We start from the raw sequence: 15,179 nt of genomic DNA on the forward strand, positions 1-15,179 counted from the left end.
CGTTTGCAATTTGGATTGGACGCATTACAAACGTTTCAAACTTCGTTCGGGAGAAACGATGCCGGCCCGCGTTACCACCCTCAAGGAACTTGCTGCGCAGCTCGGCCTGTCGATCACGACCGTTTCGCGCGCCCTTGCCGGCCACGAGCAGATCGCCTTGAAAACGCGCCAACGTGTCGCCGAGGCTGCGCATCAGGCCGGCTATGTGCCGAACACCGCAGCCCGCACGCTGGTCTCCGGCCGCAGCGGCTTTGTCGGCATGGTGCTTCCGATCCGCGGCCCCAATCTGGTCGACTCCTTCCTCGGTGAATTCGTCACAGGGCTCGGCGAAGGGCTGGTTTCGCACGGCTCCGACCTGATCCTGGCCGCAGCGGCGCAGGGCCAGTCGGAACTTTCCGTGCTTCGCCATGTCGTCGAATCGGGCCGCGCCGACGGGGTCGTCGTCACCCGCATCGCCGAGGTCGACGAGCGCCTTGCCTATCTGCGCCAGCGCAATTTCCCGTTCGTCGCGCACGGCCGGCTGCTCGACGGCGACTTTGCCTACCATTGGCTCGATACCGATGGCGCGCATGCTTTCGGCGAGGCCTTCGACATGCTCTACGATCTCGGACACCGCCATTTCGGCCTGGTGACGATTTCGGAGCCGATGACATTTCGCCATCTCAGGCAGGACGGGCTCGCCGCCGCGATCGCCCGCCGGGGCGATCCGTCCGTCAGTCTCGATGTGGCGACGGCGCCGCGTTTCGATCGCGGTGCCCGCATCCAGGCAATCAACCGGCTTCTGCACGCCACCGAGCGGCCGACGGCGATTGTCGCACTGTTCGACGAGCTGGCGCTGACTGTGATGGAAGAGGCGGGGCGCGCCGGACTTGCCATTCCTCGCGACCTTTCGGTGATCGGCTTCGACAACATAGCCGCCTCCGCCTATGCGCCGCCGGGGCTGACCACTTTCGACGCCTCGATCCGCCAGTGCGCGCGCGAGATCGGCGAGATGCTGCTGACCGTCATCGGCGACAGGCCGGACGCGCCACTGACGCGGCTGGTCCGGCCGACACTTGTCTTGCGGGCAAGCCATGGCCCGGCACCCACAGGACGGAACTGACGCCTTAGCGGCGCACAACCAGGGAGGAAGACGACGATGAATGCGTTGAGGACATTGGCAGGTGCGGTGCTGGCGTTGTCGCTTGCTGCCGGCGCAGCACAAGCCCAGCAGGTGTTGTTCTGGTCGACACAGGCGCGACCAGTGGAAGAGACACAGAAGATGCGCAGCGAAGTGCTGAAGGGGTTTGACGGCCAGGTCGACTATCAGGTCGCCGAGGACGGGCCCTGGCTCACCCGCCTTCAGGCCGAACTGCAGGCCGGCGCCGGCACCATAGGCGTGCTCGGCGGCCTGCACGGAGACTTCTCCACCGTCGGCGCGAACCTCGTCGATCTCTCTGGCGTCGATCTCGGTGGCGTCAAGGTCAACGAGACCTACAAGAAGCTCGGCATGCTCGGCACCGGCGAGCAGAAGTACCTGCCATGGATGCAGGCCACCTTTCTGATGGCGGCCAACAAACAGGCGCTGCAATATCTGCCGGCCGGCACCGATCTCAACACCATCACTTATGACCAACTGATCGAGTGGGCGAAAAACATCGCTGAAAAGACCGGTTCGCCCAAATTCGGTTTTCCGGCCGGCCCGAAAGGGCTGAAGCACCGTTTCTTCGAGGGTTTTCTCCTTCCATCGTATACCGGCTCGATGGTGACGAAGTTCCGCTCGGCGGAGGCCGAAACGGCGTGGAACAAGTTCAAGGAATTGTGGCAATACACCAACCCGAATTCGACCAACTATGCCTTCATGCAGGAGCCGCTGCTGACCGGCGAAGTCTGGGTGGCATTCGATCACGTGGCGCGCCTCGCCGACGCCTTCAACCAGAAACCCGATGACTTCGTCGCCTTCCCGGCGCCGGCTGGCCCGGCAGGCCGCGGCTACATGCCGGTGGTGGCCGGCGTCGCTATCCCGAAGACCTCGCCCGACATGGACAAGGCCAAGGCGCTGGTCGCCTATATGCTGAAACCGGAAACCCAGATCGCGACGCTGAAGGCGACAAACTTCTTCCCCATCGTCGACGTCAAGCTGCCCGACGACATGCCGGCCTCGGTGAAGGCCTTCAGCCCAGTGATCGCCACCATGACCGGAGCTCCCGATGCGTTGCCGGCGCTGCTGCCGATGGGACTTGGCGGCCTCGGCGGCAAGTTCAATCAGATCTACACCGACAGCTTCGAGCGCATCGTGCTCGGCGGCGAGGATGTGCACGGCGTGCTCGACGAACAGGCGACGGCGCTGAAAGCGATCATCGAACAGGCGAAGGCGCCGTGCTGGGCGCCCGACAAGCCCTCGCAAGGCGCCTGCCCGGTCGATTAAGAATCCTCCCGGGCGTCCGGATTTCCAGCGCGCCGGGCGCCCACCCCTTTTGAAGCTTCGAATAGAGAGCGCTCCATGCACAGCAAGGCCCTGCCCTATCTGCTGCTGACACCGGCGACGCTGTTCCTCTGCGTCTTCTTCCTCTACCCGTTCGTGTTGGTCGCCTTCGAGGCATTCACCCGCGACGGCGGCTTTACGCTCGACAATCTCCGCACCATGGCGGGCAGCTGGAAGTTTCCGGTCACTGTCCGCAATACGCTACTGCTGAGCGTCGTCGTCGTGCCGATTCAGTTGGTCATGGCACTGCTGATGGCAACCGCGGTGTCGCGGCTCGAAACGGGACGCAGCGCCGCGCTTTATATCTTCGCCATTCCGCTCGGCATCTCCGATCTGGCCGCCGGGCTGATCTGGCTCGCCATCTTCGACCAGTCCGGCTTCCTGAACACCTTGCTCTCCAATCTCGGCGTCATCGACAGCCCGGTCATGTTCCTCGGCTACCAGAGCAAGCTGACGATCTTCATCGCCGTGGCGCTGGCCGAGATCTGGCGCGCGACCGCCATCATGATGGTCATTCTGGTCGCCGGCATGGGGCTGATCCCCCGGGAATACTACGAGGCGGCGGAGGTTTTTGGCGCTAGCCCGTGGAAGCGCTTCATCAAGATCACGCTGCCTCTGCTGCGCCCAAGCCTGCAGACGGCGATCATCCTGCGCGTCATCCTTGCCTTTGAGGTCTTTGCCGTGGTTGCAGCACTCGGCGGCACCAATCTGCCGGTGCTGATGGGCGAGACCTACAATTGGCAGTTCACGCTGCAGGACCACAATGTCGCCGCCGCCATGGCGCTGTTCATCCTCGCCATCTCGATCGGTTTCACACTGTTCTTCCTGCGTGTGCTGCGTGTGCCGAAGGAGGCGCGGATATGAGCACCGTCGCGGAGCTGTCGATCGCCGCGCCTGCGGCCCGCAAAGCCGGCAACTGGCTGCTGGTCGCAACGGTCATCCTGCTTTGCGTCTGGGTGCTGCTGCCGATCTATCTGCTGATCGTCAACGCGCTGTCGTCGCCGGAAGAGGTGACCGCCTTCCCCAAGCGCTTCTTCCCGTCATTCGATTTCGGCAGCCTTTCTTTCTTCATCAATTTCGCCGGCGTCGCCAAGGCGCTGTGGAACTCCGTTCTCGTCGCCACGCTGACGATGCTCCTCTCGATCGGCTTCGGCGCACCCGCGGGCTACGCACTGTCGCGCTTCGATTTCCCAGGCAAGGAAACGTTCCGTTTCCTCGTGCTGATGACCCGCGCCTTCCCGCTGCCGCTGCTGGCTCTGCCCCTGGCGGTGATGTTCATCCGCACCGGCCTCGACGACACCGCGATCGGGCTGGCGCTGGTCCACACCACGCTGGCGCTGCCGTTTGCGGTGCTGATCACCTTCTCGCTGTTCTCCGGCATTCCCGTCGAGCTGGAGGAGGCGGCCTGGACGCTCGGCTGCACGAGATTGCAGGCATTCCGAAAAGTCATTCTGCCGCTGGCGCTGCCGGGCATCGCGGCGTCCGCGGTGTTTGCCTTCACCATCTCCTGGAACGAGGTGTTTGCCGCCGCCGTGCTCACCATCGAGAACCGGACGCTGACCGCCTTCCTGCTGCAGAGCCTTGGCGAATCGCCGCTCTACCTCAAATTCACCGGCGGTGCTGCCTTGGTTATCCCGGCACTGATCTTCATTTTTGCCGTCCGCAAATATTTGTTCGCCATGTGGGGGATCGCCAATCGATGACGCGCACAAAAGAGAACGCCGATGGCTGAGATCGTCATCAAGCAGGTGGCAAAACGTTTCGGCGGCTTCACCGCGCTGCATTCGATTGACCTGACCATCGCCGACCAGGAATTCATGGTGCTGCTCGGCGCCTCAGGTTGCGGCAAGACCACGCTGCTGAGGATCGTCGCCGGCCTGGAAACGCCAAGCCAGGGCGAAGTCTGGATCGGGGGGCGCCGCGTCGACCATCTGCCGCCGCGCGAACGCGGCATCGCTATGGTGTTCCAGAATTACGCCGTGTTTCCGCACCTGACGGTATTCGAGAATATCGCCTTCGGCCTGCGCATGAAGAAGCTGCCGCAGCAGGAGGTCGACGGGCGCGTCAACCGCACCGCCGAGCTCATGCATATCGAACAGCTTTTGAAGCGCTATTCGGGCCAGCTTTCCGGCGGTCAGCGCCAACGCGTGGCTGTGGCCCGGGCCCTGGCGATGGAGCCTGACGTGATCTTGATGGACGAGCCGCTGTCCAACCTAGACGCGCTGCTGCGGCTCGAAATGCGCGCCGAGCTCAAAGGTGTGCTCGCGGCGTCCAAGACCACCACCATCTACGTTACCCACGACCAGGTCGAGGCGATGAGCCTTGCCGACCGCATCGCCGTCATGCATCAGGGCCGTATCGTCCAGGCCGCCCCGCCGGTAGAGGTCTACCGCAATCCGGCGGCCCGCTTCGTCGGCTCCTTCATCGGCAACCCGCCGATGAATTTCATCCCGGCGACGAAGACGGCCGACGGCAGTTGGACCGTCGCCGGGCTGACGCTGCCCGGCCCCAAATCGGACAAGCAGACGATAGAATTCGCCATTCGCCCCGAGGATGTGGACGCCGGCAACGAAGGTATTAACGCCACCGTGCGCGTTGTCGAGCCGCTCGGACCGCACACGCTGGTCACCTGCGACGTCGAGGGCGGCCTGTTCCGCGCCATCCTCGAATCGAATGCCACGGTCGCCGTCGGCGATCACTTGCGGCTTTCGCCCAAACCCGATCGCATCCGCTGGTTCGATCCCGAAACCACCAACGCCCTTTGATCCCCTTCGATTCTGAAAGTACGAACGCCCCGATGATATCTCTTGCTGTCGACGAAACCATCGCCCGCGCCGTCGAGGTGCTCAGGGAAAATGACCAAGGCACCTACACCATACCGACCAAGGGCCTCTACCCGTTTCAGTGGAACTGGGATTCCTGCCTGACCGCGCTCGGCCTTGCCCACTATGACGAGGCGCGCGCCTGGACCGAGATCGACACGCTGTTCGCCCACCAATGGCCAGACGGCATGGTGCCGCACATCGTCTTCCATGTCTGGAGCGACGGCTATTTCCCCGGGCCGGAGGTCTGGCGAACCAATCGCCCGACTGCCACCTCCGGCATCACCCAGCCGGCGGTCGCCGGCTTTGCCGTGCGCCGCTTGTTCGACCAGGCCAAGGACAAGACCCTGGCGGCCGAGCGCGCCCGCGCGCTGTTGCCGAAAATCGACGCCTGGCACCGCTGGTTCTACGAAAATCGCGACCCGGACGGCGAAGGGCTGGTCGCCATAATCCACCCATGGGAGTCCGGCCGCGACAACTCGATCGACTGGGACGAGGCGTTCGAGCGCGTGCCGACCGAAGGCGTCGAGCCCTACACCCGCCGCGACATCCTGCACGCCGATCCGGCGCATCGTCCAACCAAGGCACAGTATGACCGCTATGTCTGGCTGTTGCAGCATTTCCGCGGGCTTGGCTGGGATAATGCCCGGCTGCACGATGCCTCGCCATTCCAGGTCGTCGATCCCGGCTTCAACGCCATCCTGATCCGTTCCGCCGCCGACCTTGCCGATCTCGCCGAGGCACTTGGCGAAACCGAAATCGCAGAAGCCAATCGCGCCCGTGCCGAAAAGGGGCTTTCGGCAATGGAACGGCTGTGGAGCGACGCGCATGGCCAGTACATTTGTTTCGACCGAGTGGCCGGAAAGCATGTTGACAGCGCGTCGGTCGGCGGCATTCTGTCGGTATTTTCGGCCATCCCGGAAAGCCGGGCAGCGACCATCGCTGCAGCGATCGAGCGCATCGCCGGCAAAGCGCGTTACATCGTCCCGTCGCATGATCCTGAGGATGGGCGCTTCGACCCAAAGCGCTACTGGCGCGGCCCGGTCTGGCTGGTGGTCAACTACATGATCGCCGACGGCCTTGCCGCCGCCGGCCACAGCCAAATCGCACAACGCATCACGCAATCCAGTCTCGAGCTGATCGCCGAGAGCGGTTTTGCCGAATATTACGATCCCCTCAGCGGCGAGCCGCTCGGCGGCAATCGCTTCACCTGGACCGCGGCAATGGTGATCGAGTTCCTGAAGGGCAGAGCCTGAACGCTTCCGCCTAGGCCGCCGGCTACCAAAGCCCGTTCTGTCTGCCGAATAACAGTCGACCCCATTTGCGTCTGAGGCATGTCCTGGCCCATCAAAACAGGGCCAAGGCATGCCAATCTTCACCATGCCAGAGCTATAATAATTCTTCACAAACCGCTATCTATACTGCGTCGGGGCGGGGAGAAGCGCGGCTTGGAATTCGATCTGAAAACCATCGTCTACGCACCATGGATAGACTGGCAAGCAAGCATGAACGGGGAAAGGCTTGCCCCACAAATCCCACTTCGTGCTAATCACCGACCTCTATGAAGGCGGCAATGGCCAGGAACTGCTGCGGCGGCTGGCGGCGCTGGTTCGATCCGGCGTCAATGTAGTCGTGCTTCTGGCGCTGACCGATCAGGGACGGCCCGGCTACGATCAGGTAAGCGCTTGCGGTCAAAGGTTTGACAAATAGCCGGCCGCGCCTATGGTCGACCTGTTACAGGAGCGACGCATGGCGAAGACAACCGGCTGTATTCTTGGCGGGTTTTCCGCACATTTGCTGAACAGTAGAAATCAGCCACGGCCGCTTTCACAGCCCTCGCCCTTCCCTCTCCCGGCCGCGTCGATGCGCCCGGGCCGTTCATGTCCTTGAGCCACATGTCGCAGAAAATTACCGAGCTTCTGTCGCGGCTGGAAAAGCGGCTGGACAGGTCAGCGATTGTCTCGTCTGAGGAGGCCGGACCACGCTACCGGGAAGACCCCGACGGCAAGGACGGCGCGCCGCCGGCGATCGTCTTGCGTCCACGCACGACCGGCGAGGTGTCGGACATTCTGCGCCTGTGCAACGAGGTCGGGCAAAGGCTCGTCGTCCAGGGTGGCCGCACCGGTCTTGCGGGCGCGGCGCGCATCCAGCGCGGCGAAGCGGTGCTGTCGCTGGAGCGCATGACTTCCGTTGAGGCTATCGACCGCGAGGCGGCGACCATCATCGCCGAGGCCGGCGCGCCGCTGCAAGCGGTGCAGGAAGCCGCCGATGCGGCCGGCTTGCTGTTCGGCGTCGACATCGGAGCGCGCGGCACGGCCACCGTCGGCGGCAATGTCGCCACCAATGCCGGCGGCATCCGTGTGCTGCGCTACGGCATGTACCGGGCGCAGGTGCTTGGGCTGGAAGCGGTGCTTGCCGACGGCAGTATCCTGACCTCGCTCAAGGGTTTGGCGAAGGACAACTCCGGCTACGACCTCAGCCAATTGTTCATCGGCAGCGAAGGCACGCTCGGCGTGGTCACGCGCGCATGCCTGCGGCTGCATCCGAAGCCGGCCACCGAGATCACCGCCTTCTGCGCGCTTGCTTCGCTGGACGCGGTGATCACGTTGCTTGCGCGGCTCAGGCGGAAGCTCGGGCCCTTGCTATCGGCCTATGAGGTGAATTTCGCACCGCTCTATGGCGCCATGATCGCCGGCATGGAGGCGCCGGCGCCGCTGCCGGTCGGCTCACCCGTCTATGTACTGGCCGAAATACAGGGCAGCGAGCCGGACCGCGACGCCGAACGCTTTGCCGCGGTGCTGATGCAGGCGGTTGAAGATGGCCTGATCGACGACGTGGTCGTCTCGCAATCGCCGCGCGAATTCCGGGCGCTCTGGGCGGTGCGCGAGGAGGCCAACCGTTTCCTGTTTTCGATGGCAGGCCTGATCGGCGTCGATATCAGCATCCCACTGGCGAGAATGGCGACTTTCCTAGGCGAAACAGAAGCCGGCATCAGGGCCGTCGACCCTGGCGCCGACATCTACGTCTTCGGCCATCTCGGCGACGGCAATCTGCATTACCAGGTCCGCACCGCGGATCCGGCGGCCGCATACGGGATCATCTACCAGGGTGTGGCCGCGGCTGGCGGCGGCGTCTCGGCCGAGCATGGCATCGGCCTGGACAAGAAGGAATGGCTGCACCTTGTGCGCAGCGACGCCGAGATCGCGGCCATGCGGCGCCTGAAAGCAGCCTTCGACCCGAACAACATCCTCAATGCGGGGCGCATCTTCGACCTCGCGCCGGGCTGAAATCGAAGGTACGTAGCGCTGGCCGGGCGCTGTCTCTATCTGGTCGCGCCCTTCAATTCCGCATGCGCAACCGCGATGCGGGCAGCAAGCGCGGCGTTGTTGCGGACCAGCGCGATGTTGGCCTTCAGGCTGCGGCCTTGCGAAAGCTCATTGATGCGTGCGAGCAGAAACGGCGTCAGTTCCTTGCGCCCGATGCCGCGCTTCTCGGCCTCAGCCACGGCCGCTGCGATCGTGCCGTCGATGAACGCCGGATCGAGCGCGTCCGCTTCGGGGATAGGGTTGGCGACGAGAATGCCGGTGCCGGATTCCATCTCGTCATGCAGCAACATGGCTCGCGCGATCTCGTCGGGCGTGTCGAGGCGATGATCGGCCTTGAGCCCGCTGGAGCGGGTGTAGAAAGCCGGAAAATCATCGCTCCCATAGGCGATCACCGGCACGCGCTGAGTTTCCAGATATTCCAGCGTCTTCGCAATATCGAGGATCGACTTAACTCCGGCGCAGACGACGGTCGTGCCGGTTTGGCCGAGTTCGGTCAGGTCGGCGGAGATATCGAAAGTGGCTTCGGCGCCGCGATGCACGCCGCCCACGCCGCCGGTCGCAAAAATGCCGATCCCGGCTAAAGCGGCGATCCGCATCGTCGCCGAGACGGTGGTTCCGGCCGAGCCGCCGCGCACCATGATGGCGGCGAGATCGCGCCCGGAAGCCTTGACCACGCCCTTTGCCGCTGCCAGCTCTTCCAGTTCACGGTCGTCGAGGCCAACCTTGATCTTGCCGGCGACCACTGCGATCGTGGCGGGCACGGCGCCGTTTTCACGCACTACGGTCTCGACCCCACGGGCAGTTTCCAGATTGGCCGGATATGGCATGCCGTGGGTGATAATCGTTGATTCCAATGCCACCACCGCGCGGCCTTCATCAAGCGCAGCAGCGACTTCATCGTTCAGGTGGACAAGGAAAGGTTTCATATCATCTCGCTTTCAGGCAGGAATGCGGTACGTGCCGGCGGCAAGGAAGCGCGGCGACAGATCGGGATGGACGCTGGATTCGCTCTCGGTGGTCAGTGTGGCAAGCAGCGCGCCGGTGCGCACGGCATGAGCGACCGGCTCACCCGAAAGCACCTTGTAGAGTGTGCCGGCGATCATCGCGTCACCGGCGCCGGTGATATCGACGGGCTGCGCCGGGACGGAGTGCATGGTCGTCACACCGCTCTCAGTCGCAACGGCAAATCCATGCGCGCCCACGGTCACGATCACCTCGCCGGCGCCGGCCGCGCGCAGCGCTGCCGCTGCTTGCTCCGGCGTCAGCCGCCTGTCGGCATCCGTCATGCCGAGCATCGTATTGGCCTCGTCATGATTGGTGAACAGAAGATCGATGCCGGTCAGGTCCTTCGGCAGGCGCGCTGATTTCGGCGCCGATACCGTGTCGACCGCGAGCTTGAAGCGCGCACCCTGCTTTCGCGACATCAGTGCTGCGAGGGTCGCGGCCGGCAGATTGCAGTCGATGAACACCCATGTCGCCGAAGCCAGATGCGGCCAGAAGCGGTCGAGATAGGACGACGAAAACAGATCGAAGATCTCCATGTCGGCAATGCCGAGCACGAGGTCGTTGTTGCGGTCGAGGATGGCCGCGTATTCCGCCGTCGGCCGTTCCGTGGTGGTGATGACCTGGCTGACATCGGCGCCGAGGTCGCGAAGATGCCGCACTAGCGAGCGGCCGGTTTCATCCTCGCCGACGATCGAGACGAAGCTTATGTCGACGCCGAGGCGGGCAAGGTTTTCGGCGACGTTGCGGGCAACCCCGCCGAAGCTGCGATAGCCGTCGACCGGGTTCGACGTCTCGAAAATCAGATCCTTCTTGGCGTGGTATTTGCGGTCGAGCACCGCGCCGCCGACGCAGACCATGCGCTTGGACGTCGGCAAGACGTAACCACGGCCGAGAATGTATCCCTTGTTGACGAGTTGCACGATGTGGGCCGCAACCGTCGAGCGGGCGATGCCGAGCACCGTTGCTATGTCCTGCTGGCCGGCGAATGGGTTCGCGGCAATGAGGTCGAGAACCGCTTGTTCCTGTGCTCCAAGGTCGTCCATTGTCTCACCCGGCCCGCCAAATTCGAGGCTGAATGTTGATATAACAACAGATGCTGCTGTCAACAGTTGTTTGGACCTGGGCATTTCCGGTCGGGTGCCCACATTTGGTCAGGCCACTTGTGTCGACCTATCGGACGCGCTCGCGCTGAAGGCCCTACGGCGCGGGCATTTCTCCGAGAACAGGGAGCCTTAACGCGAGACTGCGAACACCACTAAGCCTTCAGCACCGAGACGGCCAATTCGCTGTTGTGGACGTATTCGTTGGCGTCAGGCTGCTTCTGCACGAGCAGGATGAACAGCAGGTCGGTCAGCGTCAGTTGTGCATCACGCGCAGTTATCGATGACGAGCGCGCGCGCTCTTCATCGGCGATCGTGTGGAGGCGAATGTCGGCAACCCGGCTCAGCGGATTGTCGCGAAGTCCGGTGACGGCGATCACGGTGGTGCCACGTTTGCGGGCAAGTTCAGCTATCCGCAGGGTTTCGATGCTCGCCCCGGAATAGGAGAGCGCGAACAGCACGTCACCTCTTCCAAGCGTCGAGACATTGGCCATTTGCACATGGCTGTCGCTGTCGTGCAGCACGTTGCGGCCGAGTTTCATCAGCTTGTAGGAAAAATCGCGCGCCACCAGCGAGGATGCGCCGACGCCGGCCAAATGAATGCGGCGCGCACCATTCAATGCTTCGAGGGCCTTGCCGATTTCCTGCTCGGTGTTGGCCGCGACGGTCTGCTGCATCGACAAAAGCTTGCTGCCGATCAGCTTGCGCAGGATGACCAGATAGCTGTCGCCGACCTCGATCGAACCGTGGATCATGCCGGCCGGCACGTGCCATTCCTGCGACTTGGCCTCGCTGACGGCGAGCTTAAGCTCCTGATAGCTGGAATAGCCGAGCTTCTGGCTGAACTTGACGACGCTCGACTGGCTGCGGCCGATCTCGGCGGCAAGCGCCGCCGTCGACAGGCGGAGCATCTGGTCGGGATTATCGACGATATACTGACCGATCTCGCGGTCGCCGGGCGCCATGACTTCGAGCTTGGCCTCGATCTTCTTCAGGACGGACATGCGTTCCCCCATTGCCTGTCATAGACAACGCCAAGCCAAGGAATAAATTATTCCGCCTCTGATTGACAGCCAAGAATGAACCATCAAATCTCGACTGGTGCGGTTGCGGCCCAGCCTTCGGGCATGTCGACGATTCGGACATGAAAAGATCGTAGACTCGCCGACAGCTCGGGATTAGGTCAGAGCCATGGACAAATTGCGGATCGTCGGCGGGCACAGGCTTGAGGGCGCGGTGACGATCTCCGGCGCCAAGAACGCGGCCTTGCCGCAAATAGCGGCGGCGTTGCTCAGCCCCTATCCGCTGCAGCTGACCAACCTGCCTGAGGTGACGGATATCGACAACATGCTTGGCGTCGTCGGCCTTCATGGGGCCGAAGTCACCAGATCGGCGCATGCCGCCACAATCGATGCCAGTGCTGCCGCTTCCAGGGAGACAAGCTACGATACCGTCAGGCGCATGCGCGCGACGGTGCTGGTTCTCGGTCCACTGCTTGCCCGCTTCGGCCATGCCCGGGTCTCGCTGCCTGGCGGCTGCGCGATCGGCGCACGGCCGGTCGACATGCATGTCGCCGCACTTGCCGCACTTGGCGCCGATATCGCGATCGAAAACGGACTGATCGTCGCGTCTGCGCCGGGCGGACTGAAAGGCGCGCGCATCGTTTTGAGCTCGCCGTCGGTCGGCGCGACCGAAACGGCGATGATGGCGGCGACGACGGCAAACGGCGAGACCGAGATCCTCAACGCGGCCCGCGAGCCGGAGGTGGCCGATCTTGCCGCCTGCCTGAACGACATGGGCGCGCGGATCGAGGGCGCCGGCACGCACCGCATCCTGATCGGGGGCAGCACAGACTGGCGCGCCGCCACGCACGACATCATCCCGGACCGGATAGAGGCCGGCACCTATGCCGTCGCAGCGGCCATCACCGGCGGTCAGCTCGAGCTGACCCACGCGCGGCTCGAGCACATGGCATCCATCGTCCAGCTGCTCGAAGCAGCCGGTGTGAAAATATGGCCGGGCGACCGCGGGCTGATCGTATCGAGAGACGGGCCGCTCAAGGCGGTCGACGTGACGACGGAGCCCCATCCGGGCTTTCCGACCGATCTCCAGGCGCAGTTCATGGCGTTGATGTGCTGTGCCGAGGGCGCTTCGCTGTTGCGCGAGACGATCTTCGAGAACCGCTTCATGCATGTGCCTGAACTGATGCGGCTCGGCGCCAATATCAAGCTGCAAGGCACCATGGCGCTGGTGCGCGGAGGCGAGAAGCTGAAGGGCGCGCAAGTGATGGCGACCGACCTGCGCGCCTCCGTCTCGCTGGTGCTAGCAGCGCTGGTGTCGGAGGGCGAGACGACGATCAATCGCGTCTATCATCTCGACCGCGGGTACGAGCAGTTGGACCGCAAGCTCCGGCTGTGCGGCGCCCAGATCGAACGAATAAGGCAATGAGTGCCGGTGGGGCGTCTCCGCATTATTTCCTGGGCGTCGATGGCGGCGGAACCGGCTGCCGGGCGCGTATCGAAGACGAGGCAGGAACCGTGCTCGGGCAAGGCCTGTCGGGCCCGGCGACAACGCGACTCGGTATAGAGGTGGCCTGGGCCTCGATTGCCAAAGCCTTTGGCGCGGCGATCGAAGAGGGAGGGTTCACGGCGGCGGAAATCGCCAGGATCCGCGCGGGTATCGGTGTTGCCGGCATCGGCCGTAAGGGTGCGCTCGAGGCGTTTCATGGCATCGAACAACCCTTTGCGAGCATCGACTTCGTCAGCGACGGCGTCGCGGCTTGCCTTGGCGCGCATTCGGGTCAAGACGGCGCCATCGTCATAGCCGGGACCGGTTCGATCGGGCTCGGCTTTGTCGAAGGGCGCGACCTGCGCGTCGGCGGCTACGGTTTTCCGATTTCCGATGAGGGCAGCGGCGCCGATCTCGGACTGAAGGCAGTGCAGCTTGCCTTGCGAGCCCATGACGGTCGGCATGAGCGGACGGCGCTGCTGGCCGAGGTGATGCAGCGCTTCAAGGACGATCCGTTCGAGGCGGTGGCCTGGATGGACCGCGCCAGTGCGACGGACTATGCCGCCCTGGCGCCGATGGTGATCCGCCATGCCGATCAGGGCGATCCGGCCGGTCGGCGGATCGTGCAAGGCGCTGCCGAGCAGATCGACACCTTCGTGCGGGTGCTGTTCGAAAAAGGCGCGCCGCGGGTTACGCTGCTCGGAGGGTTGTCCAGCCCGCTTGAGCCATGGCTCGCTCCCGACGTCCGCCGACGGCTGAAACCGGCCGACGGCGACGCGGTTTCGGGAGCCATAATCCTGGCCAGAAAATCCCTCTGCCGCCAGTGATGCCTTGCTCGCAAGGAATATAATATTCCTACTTTCCGTTGACACAGGGAATATCGAATTCTAAGAAGTTAACGAAACAGAACCGGCGCAGCCGGTACGGAGCCGACGGCCAGGTGCAGGCACTGGACGCCGCTTGCTGCGGGCATCACAGTCCTGCTCGCAGTCGCACTTGAAAGTAAGCGAAGTGGTCGAACAAGGGTTGATGTCGGAGCTGGAGCGGCTGGTTTCCGAGGACCGGAACCCGAAAACCATGGACATCGATCTGTTGCCGACCCTCGAGGTGCTGCGCAAGATCAATGACGAGGACAAAGGCGTTGCGGCAGCCGTCGAGAAGGTCATCCCCGATATTGCTGCGGCTGTGGACCGGATCGTGAGCGCGTTCCAGAACGGTGCACGCCTTGTCTATATGGGGGCTGGCACCAGCGGCCGGCTCGGCGTCCTCGACGCCTCGGAATGTCCGCCGACCTTTGGCGTACCCGAGGACATGGTGGTGGGCCTGATCGCCGGCGGCGTCGACGCGCTGGTGCACTCTGCGGAAGGCGCCGAGGACGATCCGAAACAGGGAATAAAGGCGCTGCAGGACATCAAGCTGACCGCCGACGACGTGGTGGTCGGCATCGCTGTCAGCGGACGCACACCTTATGTCATCGGCGGCCTGACCTATGCCAAGGAAGTGGGAGCCACCACCGTGGCGTTGTCCTGCAATCCTCGATCGACCATTGCCGGCATTGCCGATATTGGCATCTCTCCGGTGGTTGGCCCGGAGGTCCTCACCGGCTCGACCCGGCTGAAATCGGGAACCGCGCAAAAGCTGGTGCTCAATATGCTGTCCACCGCCAGCATGATCCGCATCGGCAAGAGCTATCAGAACCTGATGGTTGACCTCAATCCAAGCAACAAGAAGCTTGTAGCAAGGGCGGTCAGGATCGTGATGCAGACGACCGGCTGCGCGGCACAGCAGGCACGACAGGCACTCGACCAGACCGGCAATGATGTAAAACTGGCAATCCTGGTGACGATCACCGGCATGGGTGTCGAAGAAGCACGTAAGGCGCTTGCCAACGCGGGAGGTTTCCTGCGCAAGGCGATAGGCGAAAAGACGGTGTAAGACCGCATGGATACTGGGC

At 63.5% G+C, this 15,179-nt stretch carries 13 protein-coding genes and 1 pseudogene; 11 read left to right on the plus strand and 3 right to left on the minus strand.

What is annotated here, in order from left to right; translation table 11 throughout:
* Positions 1–58: 58 nt before the first annotated feature.
* The 8 genes and pseudogenes from NKH93_RS16860 to NKH93_RS16895 all read left to right on the plus strand — a co-directional run bounded on the left by NKH93_RS16860 (position 59) and on the right by NKH93_RS16895 (position 8,573).
* On the plus strand, positions 59–1,102 hold the full coding sequence (locus NKH93_RS16860; RefSeq protein WP_352768445.1) for a LacI family DNA-binding transcriptional regulator: 1,044 nt from the start codon (positions 59–61) through the stop codon (positions 1,100–1,102).
* A gap of 36 nt (positions 1,103–1,138) precedes the next feature.
* A complete protein-coding gene (locus tag NKH93_RS16865) occupies positions 1,139–2,407 on the plus strand; it encodes an ABC transporter substrate-binding protein (protein WP_352768442.1) in 1,269 nt (422 codons plus the stop codon).
* 75 nt (positions 2,408–2,482) lie between these two features.
* Entirely contained in the window at positions 2,483–3,328 is an 846-nt protein-coding gene (locus NKH93_RS16870) for a carbohydrate ABC transporter permease (RefSeq protein ID WP_352971005.1), read from the plus strand.
* A complete protein-coding gene (locus NKH93_RS16875) occupies positions 3,325–4,167 on the plus strand; it encodes a carbohydrate ABC transporter permease (RefSeq protein ID WP_352502993.1) in 843 nt (280 codons plus the stop codon). Before NKH93_RS16870 ends, NKH93_RS16875 begins: the two co-directional genes overlap by 4 nt.
* Before the next feature lie 21 nt (positions 4,168–4,188).
* The gene (locus tag NKH93_RS16880) at positions 4,189–5,229 is read left to right on the plus strand and encodes an ABC transporter ATP-binding protein (protein WP_352768439.1); all 1,041 of its coding nucleotides are present in this window, start codon (positions 4,189–4,191) and stop codon (positions 5,227–5,229) included.
* A gap of 32 nt (positions 5,230–5,261) precedes the next feature.
* Positions 5,262–6,542, plus strand: a complete 1,281-nt coding sequence (locus tag NKH93_RS16885; protein ID WP_352971008.1) for an amylo-alpha-1,6-glucosidase — start codon at positions 5,262–5,264, stop codon at positions 6,540–6,542.
* Between the two features lie 268 nt (positions 6,543–6,810).
* Positions 6,811–6,960, plus strand: a pseudogene (locus NKH93_RS16890) (VWA domain-containing protein); the annotation flags it as partial.
* Positions 6,961–7,181: 221 nt separating this feature from the next.
* Positions 7,182–8,573: an FAD-binding oxidoreductase gene (locus tag NKH93_RS16895; protein ID WP_352971011.1), complete on the plus strand. Its 1,392-nt coding sequence runs from the start codon at positions 7,182–7,184 to the stop codon at positions 8,571–8,573.
* Between the two features lie 35 nt (positions 8,574–8,608).
* Here the strand turns inward: NKH93_RS16895 and NKH93_RS16900 are convergent, their stop codons facing one another.
* The 3 genes from NKH93_RS16900 to NKH93_RS16910 all read right to left on the minus strand — a co-directional run bounded on the left by NKH93_RS16900 (position 8,609) and on the right by NKH93_RS16910 (position 11,721).
* Positions 8,609–9,538 (minus strand): pseudouridine-5'-phosphate glycosidase, encoded by a 930-nt coding sequence (locus tag NKH93_RS16900; protein ID WP_352502990.1) that lies wholly within the window; start codon positions 9,536–9,538, stop codon positions 8,609–8,611.
* 12 nt (positions 9,539–9,550) lie between these two features.
* The gene (locus tag NKH93_RS16905; protein WP_352472247.1) at positions 9,551–10,660 is read right to left on the minus strand and encodes a carbohydrate kinase; all 1,110 of its coding nucleotides are present in this window, start codon (positions 10,658–10,660) and stop codon (positions 9,551–9,553) included.
* A 212-nt stretch (positions 10,661–10,872) separates the two neighbouring features.
* Complete coding sequence (locus NKH93_RS16910) at positions 10,873–11,721, minus strand: MurR/RpiR family transcriptional regulator (protein ID WP_352472245.1); 849 nt, start codon at positions 11,719–11,721, stop codon at positions 10,873–10,875.
* A 187-nt stretch (positions 11,722–11,908) separates the two neighbouring features.
* Here NKH93_RS16910 and murA point away from each other — a divergent pair, with 187 nt between their 5' ends.
* The 3 genes from murA to murQ all read left to right on the plus strand — a co-directional run bounded on the left by murA (position 11,909) and on the right by murQ (position 15,160).
* Positions 11,909–13,165 carry a UDP-N-acetylglucosamine 1-carboxyvinyltransferase gene (gene murA, locus NKH93_RS16915; protein ID WP_352971015.1) on the plus strand — a complete coding sequence of 419 codons (1,257 nt, stop codon included), beginning with the start codon at positions 11,909–11,911 and terminating at the stop codon, positions 13,163–13,165.
* The gene (locus NKH93_RS16920) at positions 13,162–14,052 is read left to right on the plus strand and encodes a glucosamine kinase nucleotide-binding domain-containing protein (RefSeq protein WP_352542245.1); all 891 of its coding nucleotides are present in this window, start codon (positions 13,162–13,164) and stop codon (positions 14,050–14,052) included. The genes murA and NKH93_RS16920 overlap by 4 nt, the downstream gene beginning before the upstream one ends.
* A gap of 184 nt (positions 14,053–14,236) precedes the next feature.
* Positions 14,237–15,160, plus strand: coding sequence for an N-acetylmuramic acid 6-phosphate etherase (murQ, locus tag NKH93_RS16925; protein WP_352819165.1), 924 nt, complete (start codon positions 14,237–14,239; stop codon positions 15,158–15,160).
* Positions 15,161–15,179: the final 19 nt, after the last annotated feature.

Origin of the sequence: Mesorhizobium sp. M0954 (genome assembly GCF_040319155.1) — a bacterium.
Lineage (GTDB): Bacteria > Pseudomonadota > Alphaproteobacteria > Rhizobiales > Rhizobiaceae > Mesorhizobium.